This window comes from Zhouia spongiae (assembly GCF_022760175.1).
Classification (GTDB): Bacteria; Bacteroidota; Bacteroidia; order Flavobacteriales; family Flavobacteriaceae; genus Zhouia; species Zhouia spongiae.
In genome coordinates this window covers 3,323,615-3,342,654 of the sequence record NZ_CP094326.1, presented here as the reverse complement: position 1 = coordinate 3,342,654, position 19,040 = coordinate 3,323,615, and the positions used below count along the sequence as shown (strand labels likewise).

Sequence of the window (19,040 nt, the reverse complement as noted above, 5' to 3'; positions counted from 1 at the left end):
TGCCGGAGAGACCTCTGACAGACTGGTATTTGTACATAAGGTCGTGAACCGGCCCTTGTGAACTGCTATTCAAAGGACTTGAGGTAAGTGACTCCGGAAATATTTACTCGATCATCGAGATTTAAACGCTCCGACACTTGTCCTTGTGAAATATTCCTAATAGAATTTCATAGGACTTGCCCTTGTGAAATAGTCCTGACGGAATTTCACAGGGCTTGCGTCGAAATGTTTTGCCATGCGCCGGCCGGCTCCATCGCTAAAAAGGTCTACCAGACCTTTTCTTTACGCTTGGTCCTCTCGTGGGCTTGCCCCGAGGTAGTTTATCAAAAACTCAAAAACGATGGTGTCGTTTCCACTATCGCATGATTTTGTATTCAATTTAAACCCTACATATTATGAAACAAACAATTATTTTAACTGTACGCAAAATATTTTGCTTCGTGCTGTATATTTTTGCAATAACCTTAAGTGTCCATTCAACGCAGGCGCAAATAACCAATGCACCTGCCAATATTCCTTCACCATGGACAAATGGGAATTATAATGTTCAGGCAAACGACTTAGGAAATAGTGGTGTGTGCTTGGGCACCGGTATTACCGATGAAGGCAACTTGGTCGACGCCGACCTAAACAATTCAGCAACTATTAACCTGGGGCTTTTAACCGTTGCATGTACGGCAAGCCTATCGGTAAACGATCCGGTTAATACATATCCGGCCGGAACCTGGGCCGGATATAACTTTAATGTTCAGGGACTCTTAAATCTGGGAGTAGCTCCGACGATAACCATTTCGATTTGGAACAATGGAACAGAAGTAGAAAGTAAGGCCTTTAACGGTTCATTGCTCGATGTTAATCTATTGGCAAACGGTAATTCAACCATTGGTTTTGTTGCCTCTCAGGATTTCGATGAAATACGATTCGAATATTTTAACCCGATAAGTCTGGGAGTAGCCTATTCTGTTGAAGTGTACAATGCAGTTATTACCCGGTATGAAGCCGGTCCTGCTTTAGTGTGTAACACCACAACACCGGTAATGCAGCCTGCTTATCCTATGAACGTTTCGGAAGACAATAGTAATCTAAGTAACATATTAACAGTAAACGGTAATTCAGATGCTCAAAATGCAGTCGATAACAACCCGGATAATTATACCACTTTAAATTTCACTCTTGGTACCGGGGCTTTGGCTATTAAGGATGAGGTGTCGACATATTCTGCCGGGACTTTTGCCGGTTTTGATGTTGAGTCTACCTCCCTCCTTACTGTAGGACTACTGGATGCAGTAACCATGACCACCTATTTGGATGGTGTACAACAGGAAAGCATTAACGGTACCTCCAACGGGATCCTGGCCTTAAATACCAGTATCTTAAATTCCGGAAACGAACGTTCACAGATCGGGTTTATCACCACCCAGGATTTTGATGAGGTTCAAATTACCGGAACCGGCTTGCTGGGAAGTATGAATGTATATGGCTTAACCTTAAAATCATTTTGTCCGGCAAACACCTCAGCATTGGTAGATAATATGCCTGTTATGGCAACCGAACCTGATTTCCCCCTCTATATTAACGGGATTAACACGGGGATCAGCGGAATCGGAGTAGGTAGTATTACCAATGCCAATGCCGTAATAGATGCAGATAACAACAATTATGCTACCATCGACCTGGCCTTAGGTGCTTTAAACAGCGCTTCCCTGTCTGTAGCGGACCCTTTAAGCACATATTCTGCAGATACCTATACCGGGTTTGATATTAGTACCGGAGGGCTCTTAAACCTGGAACTTATTAATTCCGTAACCCTGACCACTTATTTGGATGGTGTTCAACAGGAAACTGTCAACGGCAGTACCAATGAATTACTGGTAGTCGATAGTGGTCTGTTATTTGGTAATAACCGTTATCAGGTAGGTTTTGTGGCCTCTATGCCTTTTGATGAGGTTCAGATCACGATCAATCAACCGGTAAGTGTAGACCTCGGTACAACAAACATACATGGACTTATTCTTGAACCCTTACGTGAAGAAGACATTGTTTGTGATATAACCCCACTCACAAATCCCGGTCAGCCTGTAATCCTGAACAGCGAATATACCGGAGTTACGGGAGGAGTTGGTATCGGAACCTCGGTAAGTGATGCCGAAAATGTATTGACAGCCGATGATACGGATTTTGCTACAGTCACTTTAGGAGTAGGCGTATTAGAAGAAGCTTCCATTGCAGTAAAAAATGCCCTGGGGGTTTACCCCGCCGGAAGCGAGGTAGGCTTTTTGATCCGTGATGCCAACGATGTACTCCAGGTAAATCTGCTGGATGCTGTTACCATTACTACTTATTTGGACGATGTGGAAGTTGATACCAATAGCGGTAGCGGACTCCTCTTACTGGAAGCATTAGGATTATTGGACCTTGAGATCACAGGAGACCCCGACCGATATCAGTTTGCCGGGCTGATCAGCACCGGGGATTATGATGAAGTCCGTATTAAAATAAGCGGCCTAGCCAGTGTGATCAATAAAATCGAAGTTTATGGCGCTTATGTAAATCCGCGTACTATTGACGGACTTGAAAACAATCCTACAATCACCATAACCAGCATAGCAGACGATGATGTTGTGAACATTCAGGAAGCAGCAGGACAGGTGAATATTGTCGGTCAGGCCGCAGATGATGCCGCCCCGGGAGATGCTGTGTCTGTAATAGTAAACGGAACAGCATATAACACCACAGTACAAGGCGACAACAGCTTTACGGTACAGGTTCCGGGAAGCGGGCTCATTGCCGATACCGACTTAACTATCGAAGCCGTAATAACACATGTGGGGCCGGATTGTACATCTACAGCAGAAGACACTCACGAATATACCATCGATACCACGGCACCTGTAATTCCTACAGTAAATGACCTGGTTACCAACGATACCACCCCGATAATTACCGGAACAGCCGATTCTGTTGATGAACTGACGGTAACAGTAAATGGTATTACTTATACGGAAGGCGACGGAAATCTGGTTGATAACGGAGACGACACCTGGGCACTTACAGTTCCTGCCGGAAATGAGATCCCGGAAGGTACATACGATGTAGAAGCTACAGCTACCGATGCTGCGGGCAATCCTTCAAACGATGCCACCACCGATGAGTTGACCATCGATCTTACAGCACCGGCCATTCCTACGGTGAATGCGCTGGTTACCAACGATACCACCCCGACACTTACCGGAACAGCCGATTCTGTTGATGAACTGACTGTAGCGGTAAACGGGCTTACTTATACCGAAGGTGATGGAAACTTGGTTGATAACGGGGACAACACCTGGGCACTTACGATTCCCGCAGGAAATGAGATTCCGGAAGGTACGTACGATGTATTGGCGACGGCTACCGATGCTGCGGGTAATCCTTCTACCGATGCTACTACAGATGAACTTATCATCGATACAACGGACCCAACACTGCCCACAGTAGATCCGTTGATAACAACAGATACCACACCGACAATCACAGGAACAGCCGATTCTGTAGACGAGCTTACAGTAGCAGTAAACGGAGTTACCTATACCGAAGGGGACGGGAACCTGGTTGATAATAGTGACGATACCTGGACACTTACAGTTCCTGCCGGAAATGAGATCCCGGAAGGTACGTACGATGTTGTTGCCACAGCTACTGACGAAGCCGGAAATACTGCTGTCGATAATACTACTGATGAATTGGTAATTGATTTAACCGATCCGGTTATTCCGACAGTAACCCCGCTAACTACAAATAACAGTACTCCTACCATCACCGGAACTGCTACTTCTGAAGATGTTTTAGAGTTAACAGTAAACGGAGTGACTTATACGGAAGGTGATGGAAATTTAGTAGATAATGGTAATAATACATGGTCGCTGACGATTCCGGTAGGAAATGAGATTCCTGATGGTACTTACGATGTAGAAGCAACGGCAACCGATGCTGCAGGAAATCAGAGTACAGATATTACAACCGACGAGTTAACGGTTAATATTAATGCCCCTAACAGCCCTACCGTAAATGCACAGATTACCAGTGATACGACACCGACCATTACCGGTACGGCAGATTCTATAGACGATCTTACTGTAACAGTAAATGGAATTACCTATACGGAAGGTGATGGAAATCTGGTTGATAATGGAGACGACACCTGGACGCTTACGATTCCGGGTACTGATGCACTTCCTGATAATGTATATGATGTAAGAGCGGTTGCTTCTGATGGCATGTACATTTCTACCGATAATACGGTTAATGAATTAACTGTCGATACCATAGCACCAACCATACCAACTATTAATGAATTGGTAACGAATGATACGACCCCAATATTAACCGGTACATCCGATTCTGATGCAGGGCTTACTATAGCAGTAAACGGGGTTACCTATACCGAAGGCGACGGAAATCTGGTTGATAACGGGGATAACACCTGGACGCTTACCATTCCTGCCGGAAATGAGATCCCGGAAGGAGTTTACGATGTGGAAGCTACCGCTACCGATGCGGCAGGGAATATGTCTAATGACAATACTACCGATGAGCTGACCATCGACCTTACTGCACCTACAATTCCTACCGTAAACGAATTAATAACCAATGATACCACGCCGACAATCACAGGAACAGCCGATTCTGTAGACGAGCTAGCGGTAACAGTGAATGGGATAACGTATTCGGAAGGCGACGGAAACCTGGTTGATAATGGAGATGATACCTGGACGCTTACGATTCCTGCCGGAAATGAAATTCCTGATGGAATCTACAATGTATTGGCGACAGCTACCGATGCGGCGGGGAACCCTTCAACTGATACTACCTCCGATGAATTGACCATTGATACGATAGCGCCAACTGTTCCTACCGTGAACGAACTGGTTACTAACGATACCACACCGACAATCACAGGAACAGCCGATTCTGTAGACGAGCTTACAGTAGCGGTAAACGGGGTTACCTATACCGAAGGCGACGGAAACCTGGTTGATAATGGAGATGATACCTGGACACTTACCATTCCTGCCGGGAGTGAATTGCCGGAAGGAGTATATGATGTAATGGCGACGGCTACCGATGCTGCGGGCAACGCTTCAACTGATGTCACCACCGATGAGCTGACCATAGATATTACAGCACCGACTGTGCCTACGGTTAATGAACTGGTTACTAACGATACGACACCTACGATTACAGGAACAGCCGACTCTGTAGATGAGCTGACAGTAATAGTAAACGGGGTTACCTATACGGAAGGCGACGGAAACCTGGTTGATAATGGAGATAATACCTGGACACTTACCATTCCTGCCGGAAATGAACTGCCGGAAGGAGTATATGATGTAATGGCGACGGCTACCGATGCTGCGGGTAATCCTTCTAACGATGCCACCACCGATGAGCTGACCATAGATACCACAGTACCAACCGTTCCTACCGTGAACGAATTGGTTACCAACGATACAACACCGACGATTACGGGTACAGCCGATTCTGTAGATGAGCTGACTGTAGCGGTAAACGGGGTTACCTATTCGGAAGGCGACGGAAACCTGGTTGATAATGGAGATGATACGTGGACACTTACGATTCCTGCCGGAAATGAGATTCCTGACGGAATTTACAATGTATCGGCAATAGCTACCGATGCTGCGGGGAATCCTTCAACTGATGTCACTACCGATGAGCTGACTATCGATACGATAGCACCAACAGTACCTACCGTGAACGAACTGGTTACCAACGATACCACGCCGACGATTACGGGTACTGCCGATTCTGTAGATGAGCTGACTGTAGCGGTAAACGGTATTACTTATACGGAAGGGGACGGAAACTTGGTTGATAACGGAGATAACACCTGGGCACTTACCATTCCTGCCGGGAGTGAATTGCCGGAAGGAGTATATGATGTAATGGCGACGACTACGGATGTTGCAGGGAATACCTCTAATGACAATACAACGGATGAGCTGACCATCGATACTACAGCACCTGTAATTCCTACAGTAAATGAATTGGTTACCAACGATACGACACCGACAATCACAGGAACAGCCGATTCTGTTGATGGTCTGACCGTAGCGGTAAACGGTATTACTTATACGGAAGGCGACGGAAATCTCGTCGATAATGGGAATAATACCTGGGCACTTACCATCCCGTCAGGAAATGAACTGCCGGAAGGAGTTTACGATGTGGAAGCTACCGCTACTGATGCGGCAGGGAATATGTCTAATGACAATACTACCGATGAGCTGACCATCGACCTTACTACACCTACAATTCCTACCGTAAACGAATTAATAACCAATGATACGACACCGACGATTACGGGTACTGCCGATTCTGTAGATGAGCTGACCGTAGCGGTAAACGGGGTTACTTATACGGAAGGGGACGGAAACCTGGTTGATAATGGGGATGATACCTGGACGCTTACGATTCCTGCCGGAAATGAAATCCCGGAAGGGGTGTATGATGTAATGGCAACAGCTACCGATGCGGCGGGGAATCCTTCAAATGATGCGACAGCAGATGAGCTGACCATAGATACTACAGCACCGGCTGTGCCTACGGTTAATGAATTGGCGACCAATGATACCACCCCGACGATTACAGGTACAGCTGATTCTGTAGACGAGCTGACCGTAGCGGTAAATGGGGTTACCTATACCGAAGGCGACGGAAACCTGATTGACAACGGAGATGCTACATGGTCACTTACGATTCCTGCAGGGAATGAATTGCCGGATGGAGTATATGATGTAGTGGCAACCGCGACTGATAACGTAGGGAATACTGCTAACGATATTACTACCGACGAATTGACTATTGATACTACCGATCCGGCGATACCGACAGTTGATCCGCTTATAACGGCAGATACCACGCCGACCATTACCGGTACAGCCGATTCTGCCGACAGTTTGGAAATAACTGTTAATGGTGTTACCTACACCGAAGGCGACGTAAACCTGGTTGATAACGGAGACGATACCTGGGCACTTACCATTCCTGGTTCGGATGCATTGGTCAATGGTACTTACGATGTGGCGGTAACAGCTACCGATGCAGTAGGTAATATGTCTAATGACAACACCGTTGATGAGCTGACCATTGATACGACACCTCCAGCCACACCTACTGTCGATGAGTTGTTGACCAATGATACCACGCCGATAATTACAGGTACGGCCGGTTCTGTAGATGACCTGACTGTAACAGTGAATGGGGTAACGTATTCGGAGGGCGACGGGAACCTGGTTGATAACGGAGACGATACCTGGGCACTTACGATACCTGATTCGGATGAATTGCCTGATGGTATGTACGATGTAGTTGCGACTGCAACTAATAATGCCGGAGCTACTGCTTCTGACAATACAACCGATGAAATCATAATAGATACGTCTGTAACAACTCCAACCGTTACACCTTTGGAAACAGACGATACCACCCCGACCATTACAGGTACAGCCGATTCTGTAGATGACCTGACTGTAACAGTGAACGGGGTAACGTATTCGGAAGGCGACGGAAATCTGGTTGATGACGGAGACGATACCTGGACGCTTACCATTCCGGATAGCGACGAGTTAATTGACGGTACATACGATGTAGTTGTTACTGTAACAGATGTATTAGGCAACACAGGAAATGATAATACTGCTGATGAATTAACAATAGAAGGTTGTTTACATGTGTACAATATTTTCTCTCCGAACAATGACGGAAGTAACGATGTGCTTAGGATCAAATGTTTAGAAAACTATGGCCCTAACAGGTTACAGGTGTTCAACCGTTACGGAACTTTGGTATATGAAGCCAAAAACTACCAGAATGATTGGAACGGAGTAGCAAATGTGGGTGGTGTGATCAATAGAGGAGAATCGCTTCCTGAAGGAACTTACTTCTATGTTTTAAGTGTAGAAGAAATGGGAGTTCATAAAAAAGGATGGATCTTCCTTAATAGATAACACAAACATTAGGTTACATCAAAATTTAAAATAAGAGATATGAAATGAGCACAAAAATTTTCAGGCGAACCATACGATCCGCGATGATGATTTTTGTGCAAATTTTATATAACCGTTGAAGAACAAATAAAAAATATTCACATGAAAATCATAAAAATATTAACGCCGGTTCGGTTTCTCAGTGCAATTGCATTTTTGTGCATGGGAAATATGTTTGCGCAGCAACAACCACAGTTCACCCAATATATGTATAATACACTAACTATAAACCCCGGTTATACGGCATCGAACGGCAGGCTGGAAGCTTCATTGTTACACAGGTCGCAATGGGTAGATTTAGATGGAGCCCCTTCCACCCAGACCTTTAATATCCAGGGTGCCCTTAACGAAAAAGTGGGCTTAGGGTTTGTAGCTGTAAAGGATAGAATAGGCCCTTCGGACGAAATAGATCTTACAGGATCTTTTGCGTATCATTTATTATTAAAAAGAGGACTAAAAATAGGTTTAGGTATAAATGCCGGTGTCGATATATTTAGTGTAGATTGGTCCAAAGGTTCGTCTTACGACCCGGGCGATCCAACTACAAACGAAAATATCAATGAAGTTAGGCCGAAAATCGGCGCAGGAGCATTTTTATATAGTTCCAATTGGTATGTAGGTCTTTCTGCTCCTAATTTTATCAAATCTAACTTTTTCGATAATGAAGAAGAGGTTGCGGTAGATAAGAGTCCGCATTATTATCTTATGGGGGGATATGTTTTTGACCTGTCGGACGCGGTTCGTTTTAAACCGACCGTGTTAGCTAAAATGGTCAGCGGATCACCCGTTTCTGTCGATGTTTCAGCAAACTTCCTGATACAGCAAAAGTTTACAGCCGGTGCCAGTTATCGTTTTAATGATGCTATGAGTGCACTGGTTGGTTTTCAGTTAAGTGAAAACATTTTTGCCGGGTATGCTTTTGATTATTCCACCACCGGAATTCGAAAATATAACGATGGATCTCATGAGATCATCTTGCGATATATATTACCAAGTTTAAGAAAAAGAGCCCGTTCACCAAGATTTTTCTAATTTCTAAGCACTATGAAAAAACTTTTAGTATTACATATAATCTTAATTTCGAGCCTTTATTTAAGTGCCCAGAGCGTTAGTAAGGCAGACGATTACTTTAACAATTACAAGTTTAAAGAAGCTATTGACCTTTACCATGATATAGTAGCAAAATCAAAAGAGCCAAAAATTGGAGTTATAGAAAAGCTGGCTGATAGCTATTTTAATATAAATGATTACAGCAATGCATACTTATGGTACGAAACTTTATATAAGAGAAAAGATGGTAACCTTAGTGAAACATCTTTTGTTAAGTATGTTCAGAGTATGAAGGCCTCGGAAGAATATAAAAAGGCTGATGCTGTTATCAAAGAGTATTATAAAGATGACCTCGACAGGCTGAAAGTCATCGCTGCTCAAAAAGATCATCTCGATAGCTTGTCCTCAGACGGTGTAGTGCCGGCTTATACGATTTATGAGCTCAAAATAAATACGCCATATTCAGATTTTGGTGCTGCCTATTATAAAGGCGATATTGTTTTCTCATCGTCCAGGGATACTTCCAGAATTACAGAAGATATTTATGAATGGAATGAACAACCGTACCTGGACTTGTTTATAGCAAAGAGGGATGAAACCAGTGGCGACCTTAGTGACCCTGAAAAATTCTTGAACAATATGGAGTCGTCTTATCACGATGCTACATTAACATTCTCTCCAGATTACAAGACAGTATATTTTACAAAAAATTTTGTTCAGCGAAATAAACTGGAATTGAATGACAAAGGAGTATCGAACCTTCAAATATTAAAAGGAGAGATTAAAGACAATAAGATTGTAAATATCACCCCTTTAAAATTCAATAGTCCTGATTATTCATGTGCACATCCAACATTAAGTCCCGATGGTAATTATTTATATTTCGCCTCGGACATGCCCGGAGGCTATGGGCAAACAGATATTTATGTGACAAGACTGTTTGAGAATGGCAATACCGATACTCCGGTAAATCTTGGCCCGGTAATTAATACGGTTGGAAGAGAAATGTTCCCTTTTATTTCCGGGAGTACATTGTATTTTGCATCTGACAGTCATTACGGACTGGGTGGCTTAGACGTTTTTGAATCTAAAATTCTGGAAAATGGCAGATACAGCATTCCCCAAAATCTTGGGGCTCCCCTTAACAGTAACATGGATGATTTTAGCTTTATCATAAATGCAGAGGATAATACCGGGTATTTTGCTTCCAACAGGTCTTCGGGTGAAGGTGATGACGATATTTATTCTTTTAAGAAAAAGATCGTTCCTGCAACCCAAACCTACTCAGGGCAGGTTTTAGACGAAAAAACCAAAGAGCCTGTTTCTGAGGCAAGTATTAAAATATACGACCTGTTCAATGAATTCATTTCAGAAACGATGAGTGAAAGCGACGGATCGTATAGTATTACTTTAACCTGTGCTTCCGCTTACAAAGTCGTTTTTACCAAGGTGGAATACAGTGAAAAGACGATAACCATAGAAACCACCGAAGAGCCGGGAGCCCGGTATAAAGACAAGAATGTTTACCTGATACCTTATGAAAGCATTGTAGAAAAAGAAGGAAATGTTGAAAAAATAAAGGTGAACCCTATATATTTTGATTACGATAAAAGTGACATTACCCAAAAAGCAATTCCTGAACTTGAAAAAGTTGTATTTGCTTTACATGAATTTCCAAATATCAAGATCAAGATTGAATCACACACCGATTCAAGAGGGAATGATTCATATAACATGAAACTTTCAGACAGAAGGGCTAAAGCTACCCAGAACTATATAGTTTCAAGAGGGGTAGACCCCGACCGGATCGAAAGTGCCATAGGCTATGGAGAAACCAGGCTGAAAAATCATTGTGTCAATGGCATCATATGTAGCGAAACCGAACATTCGATAAACCGTAGATCAGATTTCATAATTATAGAAAAGTAGTGGTTAATTTGGTTATTTAGTTACGGGGCTGCTTCAAAAGTAAATTAGATTATATATTGTCAGGTTAGGCTTTTTGACTGTCGCTCAGTATAAACATTGGTAATCGTAGGGTTTAGTTATCGATGGTTTGCTGCGTACTTTCAATGAAAATTACTGATTCATTTCGGTAATGCCCGAACCGGCATCGTATAAGGCTCTTTGAGGCAGCCCTTAATTTTATGGTATTTGTATTATGGATTTCGATCCTTTAAAAAAGGATAATCTGTATACCCCCTTTCTGTGCCTCCACCAAAGAGTGTATGTGTGTCGCTGATGGTATTCATTTCAGCGTTTAGTTTTACACGTTGGGGATAATCGGGATTCGTCAGGAAATTACGACCGAATCCGATGAGGTCTGCCAGGCCTCTTTCCAATAAATACTCTCCTTGTTCGGGCGTTTTGTTTCCCGTTGCAATAATGGTATTCCCGAAGGTATTTCTCAGATCAACTCTGAAACCATCCGGAATTTCAGGGGCGTCTTCCCAATCGGCTTCACACAAATGAAGGTAGGTAATACCGATACCTTCTAGTTTCCTTGCCGCTATCATAATAGTATCCAGTATCTCAGGGTCGGCCATATCCTTAAAACTGATAAAAGGCGACAAGCGGACACCTACTTTGTTATTTCCGACGGCATCGGCAACCGCCTGTGTAATTTCCACCAGCAGTCGAACCCTGTTTTCTGGACTTCCCCCATATGCGTCAGTGCGTTGATTGGAGTTGCTTCTTAAAAACTGATCGATCAAATAACCGTTGGCTCCATGGATCTCGACACCGTCAAAGCCGGCTTCGATGGCATTTTTTGCTCCCTGTACAAATGCAGCCGTAACTTTGTTTATTTCCTCCTGTTTCATTTCTTTAGGAGCCTCGACAGGTATAAAAGTAGCATCGCCATTGGGAGCTCCGTCAAAAATATAGACATGAGTCCCTTTGGCAGCTATAGATGACGGGGCGATAGGCTGGAGTCCGTTTACTTTTGAAGAACTTACACGGCCCACATGCCACAACTGCAAAAAGATTTTACTTTCTTTTCGATGTACTTCATCAGTTATGAGTTTCCAGCCATCAACCTGTTCGCGGGTATATATTCCCGGCGTTTTGGCATAGCCCTTTCCCTGTAAAGAAACCTGGGTTGCTTCGGTTATAATAATCCCTGCCGATGCCCTTTGCCCGTAATATTCAGCCATCAACCTATTGGGGACATCTCCGGGTTGTGAACTCCTTGAACGGGTCATCGGTGCCATCAGGAAACGGTTCTTTAATTTGATGGTACCCATTGTATACGGTGTAAATAAAGTAGTTTCCATATTACTGATTGAATTTGATTTCTGAATTGTCAACGGGAGTATCAGGATCATTTTTTACCATATCGGCAATTTTGTCTTTACGCATAAATACCACGCCTTCATGCTCTCTGGCATATTCAATGAATTGATCTATCACATTGACAACCGCCGGAGTTCCGCCAATCCTGTCATGAAGACTGACACTCATCATTCTTCTTTGCATGGCGCCTTCGTCGTAGAGTTGGTCAAATTCAGCCTTCAATTGGGCTAAAAACTGATCAGGACTCCAATGCTTCCCTTCAATATTTACAATATCATTATTCCTTAAAGTATAGGGAACAACTACAAATTTTTTGCCCCGGACCATGGTTATAAATGGTTCATCCCGGCTTAGGTCATCAATATGGTAAAGAAAATCCAGGTCTTGTAACACTTTTAATGTATGAGGACCCCTGCGGAGCCAATTGGCATTATATCCCCGGCCACGTTGTCCTGTAATAGCCGCTACCGTATCGATTCCCTTTTTGATAAACTGTAGTTCTTCTTCATAGCTCATATCCCATTGATCGCTCCATGAAATTCCGTGTGCGGCAATTTCATGGCCGCCATCTGCAATGGCTTTAGCAACCTCCGGGTATTTTATGGCTGCCTCTCCCACTACATGAGAAGTGACATAAATACCGTGTTTTTTCCATAAGTCCAGCATTCTGTAAACGCCTTCTTTTGCACCATATCTGAACCAGCTTTCAGCTGGCATGTCGGGATTCCCTTCAGGCAATGGATTGCCGGAAAAAGGGCTTTCGGCCCCTTTAGGCTGACCTCCTGTTTCAAACTGCATGGAGAATGAAATAACCAACCGGGCACCATTGGGCCAATGGCTTTTTTCATTGTTCGTTTGTGGCGTCATTTTCGTTAGATTTTCTTTCGTTACTTTTTTTTCATTTTTAGCCTTTTGGCAGGCAGCCATCATCAAAATAGATAAGAGGGCGAATATTGAAACGATGTTTTTCTTTTTCATGGAAATGATTATTTATAGGAGATAATATCATTGAAGTTTCTTCTTGTTTTTGATCTTGGTTCGTTTACACGATAGCCAAAAGCAACCATATAGGAAATACCATAGGTATCCGTGTCAATTCTCAGATCCTCTTTTAGTATTTTGTTACTGGTTTCCTGATTAAACCCTTCGATAGGACAAGAATCGATCCCGATCATGGCAGCAGTGGTCATCATATTGGCCAATGGGATATAACATTGCTTGGATGCCCAGTCGAAAAGCTTTCTGTCATCCGACAGGTCAAAATCACTTTTTTGAAACGCTTCGTATGCAGTGCCTTTCCCTGCCACTACATTCTCAGGCAGGTCCTGAACCTCTCTCATAAAGTTTTGGATATAAGGACTGTCGTATCTTACCAGGGAAGGCTTCATTGTAAGGCACACTATAAAATGACTGGCAGTGTCTAATTTAGCAGTAGCCCCCCAGGCATTTTCTTTGAGCTTTGTGCGTAAATCCTTGTCCTGAACCACTATAAAATGCCAGGGTTCAAATCCGAAAGAACTTGGCGATAGTTGAGCAGTCTTTAAAATAAAATTCATATCAGCATCACCGATCTTTTTATCGGTATCAAATAATTTACAGGCATGCCTGAAATTATAAGCTTCTAATATTTTTTCTTTCTCGATCATCTGTTTATGTTTTTTTGAGATAACAAAGATATGTTCAACAACCCTCGTTATTATTGTATAATTACATTGTATATTTGTATAAATCAATTCTGATGGCCGAACGCTTTTATATAACAAAAGATATTGATGTACTGGAGTTTGAAGCAGTAAACGAATGGGGATATCCGCGACACAAGCATCATTTTTTTGAATTGACTTTTGTCCTGAAGGGGAGCGGACAACATATTCTGAATGATAGCATCGTTGCATATAAAGAAGGCGACCTTTTCTTTTTAACACCAAAAGATGAACACGAATTTGTGGTTTCTGAACCTACGATCTTTGGGATCATTAAATTTACAGAGCAACTCTTTCTCGAAAAAGCCACATTTACTTCAAGTACATACTGGCGTAAGAATCTTGAATCTGTTATTTTTCATTCAAATATTATCGCACAAAGTGTTATTCGTTGTGAAAACGACAGGAGACAACTTTTCAGGTTATACAATCTTATTCGGGACGAATTACAAACGCCGAAAACTTACGGACGGAATGTCATAACTGAACTGTTCGGAGCTTTACTGATCGTTCTGTCCAGAAATTTAAAGAATACCGTAAAGCACAGTACTCCCGAAACCATGTCAGACAGAGACAAAGTAGAAGCTATTTTAACCTATATCCGTCAAAATGCTTTAAAAAAAGACATGGTAAAAGTAAACACCATAGCCAGTACCTTCCATCTGTCTCCAAACTATGTGGGTATTTATATTAAAAAGCACCTGGGGATTTCTCTTAAGCAGTATATTCTCGAAACCAAAATGAAAATGGCGGAGAGTCTTTTAAAACAAAGTAACCTGAACATCAATGAGATTGCCGATAAATTAGGTTTTGTAGATGCAGCCCATTTCAATAGAACTTTTAAAAAATATACAGGAAAGAGACCCGGCGATTTTTACAGGGCACCTCTGTAACCGACAGGTATGATAAAAGGCTGAATATGAAGATCGTATTTTAAGTCCGTTGCCTCGGAGCAAGCCCGAGAGGCATGAAAAGGAAAGGTACCATCATCAGAATTATGAACCAGACCTCTTTCTGGATTCCTGTTTCAGAAACAACCAATGTTAAGTTTTATAGCTCTTTATTTTGTATATTTACTTACAAGGTTAGTAAATATTTATGATATGCTTGTAAAAGTTTACGGAAGCGCTGTTTTTGGAGTAGAGGCCACCACAATCACTATAGAGGTAAATATAGACAGAGGGGTGGGGTATCATTTAGTAGGATTACCCGATAATGCCATCAAAGAAAGTAATTACCGGATCGCAGCTGCATTGCAAAATAATGGCTATAAGATCCCGGGAAAACGGGTTACGATAAACATGGCGCCTGCCGATCTCCGTAAAGAAGGGTCAGCATACGATTTGCCGATTGCCATAGGCATCTTGGCGGCTGCTTCAAAAATAGGAATTGAGAAATTAAACGATTATGTTATTATGGGGGAACTTTCACTAGATGGAAGTCTGCAACCGATAAAAGGAGCTTTACCCATAGCCTTTCAGGCAAAACAAGAAGGTTTTAAAGGACTGATATTACCAGATCAAAATGTAAAAGAAGCAGCAATTGTCGAAGGCCTGGAAGTATATGGCATCAGCAACATAAAAGAACTTATCGGTTATCTGAATGATGAAATTTCACTCGAACGTCGTATTGTAGATACAGCACAGGAGTTTTATAAAGGACTCGATTTTCCTGAGTTTGATTTTTCTGATGTAAAAGGGCAGGAAAGTATAAAAAGGGCTATGGAGATAGCTGCAGCCGGCGGACATAATATTATTCTTATAGGTCCTCCGGGTTCAGGAAAAACCATGCTGGCTAAGCGACTACCCGGCATTCTGCCGCCAATGACATTGGGAGAAGCCCTTGAGACCACCAAGATTCACAGTGTGGTCGGAAGAATTCAAAACGATGGATTGATGGTACACCGTCCTTTTAGAAATCCACACCACACCATATCAGACGTCGCCCTGGTTGGAGGAGGTACCTATCCGCAACCCGGCGAAATATCATTATCGCATAACGGGGTGCTTTTTCTTGATGAGTTACCGGAGTTTAAGCGCAGTGTTTTAGAAGTTATGAGACAACCTTTAGAAGACAGGGAAGTTACTATTTCAAGAGCAAAGTTTACCATTACCTACCCGAGTAGTTTTATGCTGGTAGCAAGTATGAACCCCAGTCCCGGTGGCTATTTTAACGATCCCGGTGCTCCGGTAACGTCATCACCTGCCGAGATGCAGCGCTATATGAGTAAAATATCCGGACCGCTACTAGACCGGATCGATATCCATATTGAAGTAACACCGGTACCTTTTGAAAAATTGTCAGAAGAAAGAAAGGGAGAGAGTAGTACTGTAATCAGGGAGCGGGTTATCAAGGCAAGGAAACGGCAAATAAGCAGGTTTGATGAATATCCCAACATTCATTACAATGCCCAGATGAACACCAGGCAGATCAGCCGGTTTTGTGAACTTGACAATGCTTCAAAAAAACTCCTTAAAAATGCCATGGAACGTCTAAGCCTGTCGGCAAGAGCTTATGACCGTATTCTGAAGGTTGCCCGTACCATAGCCGATCTCGATGCAGTCGGAAAAGTAAACGGCAACCATATAGGCGAAGCCATTCAATACCGAAGCCTCGACAGGGAAGGCTGGCTGGGCTAATTTATCGATCAATTTCATAAAAGAGCAGGCCTTCATATAACACATAACACAAACCAGAGGTAGTAGAATCCTTGATACGTATTGAAAAAGCGAAGTTATAGGTTTATGCTAAAAAGTATGCTCTCCCTATATAATGATTATAAAAGAGACTATAAGGCTATTCAGGAAATTACTGTTTACCATCGATCACATTATCGTAGATTCTGTCTGTAAATAAAACGGAGCTTTATTAATTTGATGCTAATAACAGGTAAAATCCCCTTAAAGTCATTTAAGGTAATTAATATATTCGCTTTCTGTTAACCTAAAATACTTTTAATTATGAAATTTAAATTACTGTTATTCCTGATTTTACCCATCATTACTATTTCACAAACCAGACAAGACACCATAAAATATATAAGGGATTTAAAGGAGATCTCAAGTATCAATGGTAAGGAGATCAGTGAGATTTTAACCGATTTAAAAAAAGAAAATTCGAAGGCAGGAACAACCAGAGAATACAGGGCACAGGTAATTAGTACAAATTTTACCGTTCCAATGGTTAGGTTTAATTTTATTGATTCGACAACTGATGAAACAAAAGGAAATGTAACGTTCTTTAATTCAATTGGTGCAGGAATAAACTATAGTTTTATGGGGAGATTGTCAGAAACCAGAAATGAATATTCAGAGGTGATCAATAGAGAACACCATAATATAATAGGAGTTCAGGCAGGATTTCTGTTCTCGGCAAAAACCGGTGATGCCCCGACAAATATATTTGCTTTAACAGCAGGATTAAATATATTGGATTTTCAAATTGGTTATGGGTATGAATTAGGGACTATTGAACCCAATCAAAAAAGAGGGTTCATAACAATAGCTTATTCAATACCAATATCTAAACTTATGGATGGCGGTTTTTTTATTCTTAACCAAAAAAATCTAAAACAAGAAGATGTAAAAAAAGCCACTCAAAAATAAAAAGAGGTCTGAAGAATATACTTGAGTGCATCTTATCAGGTTGATCGGGTTGAATTATCAGGGAGATTAAAGTGTGAATCTGTTGATAATCATGGTGTTGAAATCTTTTTCTTTTGCAATAAAAGTATGTTTTCATTCTGTGAATCATGTTATCGATGTCATCGAGGGAATATAGGATACTCCTGAACAAAAAATACTTTCGGGCAAAGTATTTTCCATTAAATGTTGATCGATTGTTGAATGAAGAATTCAATACCGAGGCTTCGACAGAGAAGGCTGGCCGGGGTAGTCTATAGGATTTTTTATGGTGCTTGTTAAAAAAATAGCAGGAATCAGAAACAAAGATAATAAGCTTCTACCATGGACTGTGAAAGACAGCCAACCAAGAAGTATCTCACCGGCCAGGCTTAACCCCATAACAACGTAACAACATCACTCCATTACCAAAATTAAATAGCCTTTTTTATTCATGTTTTGCTGAATGTTTGTTAAAGGAATTCATGATGTGCTGCACAATTGTTCATCCAAAGGTTTCATTCTTTTTTATTTGTGGACTTTTTATTGTTTTTCAAAGGATCTCATGATGTTCTGTTCATTTTGCCTTGATGCAAAACGAACCAAAAAATCAAGCCTTGCCTTTTCGGCGACCTCATGGAAGTTCGAATGTTAAATGAAACGAACTCGCCACGCTAGGACGTGACTCAAACAGCGTTTAATTCTTAACACATTTTTCACTTATGAGGTACCCGCCTGCAAAGGACTATGGCGGGTTTGGAATATGATTCACCCTTGAAACTTCATAACACCGTAACAACATCACTCCATTACCAAAATTAAATAGCCTTTTTTATTCATGTTTTGCTGAATGTTTGTTAAAGGAATTCATGATGTGTTGCACAATTGTTCATCCAAAGGTTTCATTCTTTTTTATTTGTGGACTTTTTATTGTTTTTTAATGGATCTCATGATGTTCTGTTCATTTTGCTTTGATGCAAAACGAACCAAAAAATCAAGCCTTGCCTTTTCGGCGACCTCATAGAAGTTCGAATGTTAAATGAAACGAACTCGCCACGCTAGGACGTGACTCAAACAGCGTTTAATTCTTAACACATTTTTCACTTATAAGGTACCCGCCTGTAAAGGACTATGGCAGGTTTGGAATATGATTCACCCTTGAAACTTCATAACACCGTAACAACGTAACAGCATCACTCCATAACACCATTACTACAATTAAATAGCCTTTCTTTTTTATTCATGTTTTGCTGAATGTTTGTTAAAGGAATTCATGATGTGTTGCACAATTGTTCATCCAAAGGTTTCATTCTTTTTTATTTGTGGAC

At 41.8% G+C, this 19,040-nt stretch carries 9 protein-coding genes; 6 read left to right on the top strand and 3 right to left on the bottom strand.

The annotated features are described in order from the left end of the window. Positions 1–395: 395 nt before the first annotated feature. The 3 genes from MQE36_RS14500 to MQE36_RS14490 all read left to right on the top strand — a co-directional run bounded on the left by MQE36_RS14500 (position 396) and on the right by MQE36_RS14490 (position 11,024). Positions 396–8,006: an Ig-like domain-containing protein gene (locus tag MQE36_RS14500; RefSeq protein ID WP_242936696.1), complete on the top strand. Its 7,611-nt coding sequence runs from the start codon at positions 396–398 to the stop codon at positions 8,004–8,006. A 141-nt stretch (positions 8,007–8,147) separates the two neighbouring features. Next, positions 8,148–9,077 carry a PorP/SprF family type IX secretion system membrane protein gene (locus MQE36_RS14495; protein ID WP_242936695.1) on the top strand — a complete coding sequence of 310 codons (930 nt, stop codon included), beginning with the start codon at positions 8,148–8,150 and terminating at the stop codon, positions 9,075–9,077. Between the two features lie 12 nt (positions 9,078–9,089). Continuing rightward, the gene (locus tag MQE36_RS14490) at positions 9,090–11,024 is read left to right on the top strand and encodes an OmpA family protein (RefSeq protein ID WP_242936694.1); all 1,935 of its coding nucleotides are present in this window, start codon (positions 9,090–9,092) and stop codon (positions 11,022–11,024) included. 230 nt (positions 11,025–11,254) lie between these two features. On the opposite strand, the gene MQE36_RS14485 is transcribed toward MQE36_RS14490, so the two are convergent. Genes MQE36_RS14485 through MQE36_RS14475 form a run of 3 tightly spaced genes read right to left on the bottom strand, consistent with a single transcriptional unit; the run spans position 11,255 to position 14,035 of the window. Beyond that, positions 11,255–12,370 carry an alkene reductase gene (locus MQE36_RS14485; protein WP_242936693.1) on the bottom strand — a complete coding sequence of 372 codons (1,116 nt, stop codon included), beginning with the start codon at positions 12,368–12,370 and terminating at the stop codon, positions 11,255–11,257. 1 nt (position 12,371) lies between these two features. Continuing rightward, on the bottom strand, positions 12,372–13,367 hold the full coding sequence (locus MQE36_RS14480) for a polysaccharide deacetylase family protein (RefSeq protein WP_242936692.1): 996 nt from the start codon (positions 13,365–13,367) through the stop codon (positions 12,372–12,374). Between the two features lie 8 nt (positions 13,368–13,375). Beyond that, positions 13,376–14,035 carry an NAD(P)H-dependent oxidoreductase gene (locus MQE36_RS14475; RefSeq protein ID WP_242936691.1) on the bottom strand — a complete coding sequence of 220 codons (660 nt, stop codon included), beginning with the start codon at positions 14,033–14,035 and terminating at the stop codon, positions 13,376–13,378. Positions 14,036–14,127: 92 nt separating this feature from the next. Here MQE36_RS14475 and MQE36_RS14470 point away from each other — a divergent pair, with 92 nt between their 5' ends. The 3 genes from MQE36_RS14470 (at position 14,128) to MQE36_RS14460 (ending at position 17,697) form a co-directional block, all read left to right on the top strand. Next, complete coding sequence (locus MQE36_RS14470) at positions 14,128–14,985, top strand: AraC family transcriptional regulator (protein WP_242936690.1); 858 nt, start codon at positions 14,128–14,130, stop codon at positions 14,983–14,985. Between the two features lie 210 nt (positions 14,986–15,195). Further along, a complete protein-coding gene (locus tag MQE36_RS14465) occupies positions 15,196–16,731 on the top strand; it encodes a YifB family Mg chelatase-like AAA ATPase (RefSeq protein ID WP_242936689.1) in 1,536 nt (511 codons plus the stop codon). Between the two features lie 321 nt (positions 16,732–17,052). Next, on the top strand, positions 17,053–17,697 hold the full coding sequence (locus tag MQE36_RS14460) for a hypothetical protein (protein ID WP_242936688.1): 645 nt from the start codon (positions 17,053–17,055) through the stop codon (positions 17,695–17,697). Positions 17,698–19,040 lie beyond the last annotated feature (1,343 nt).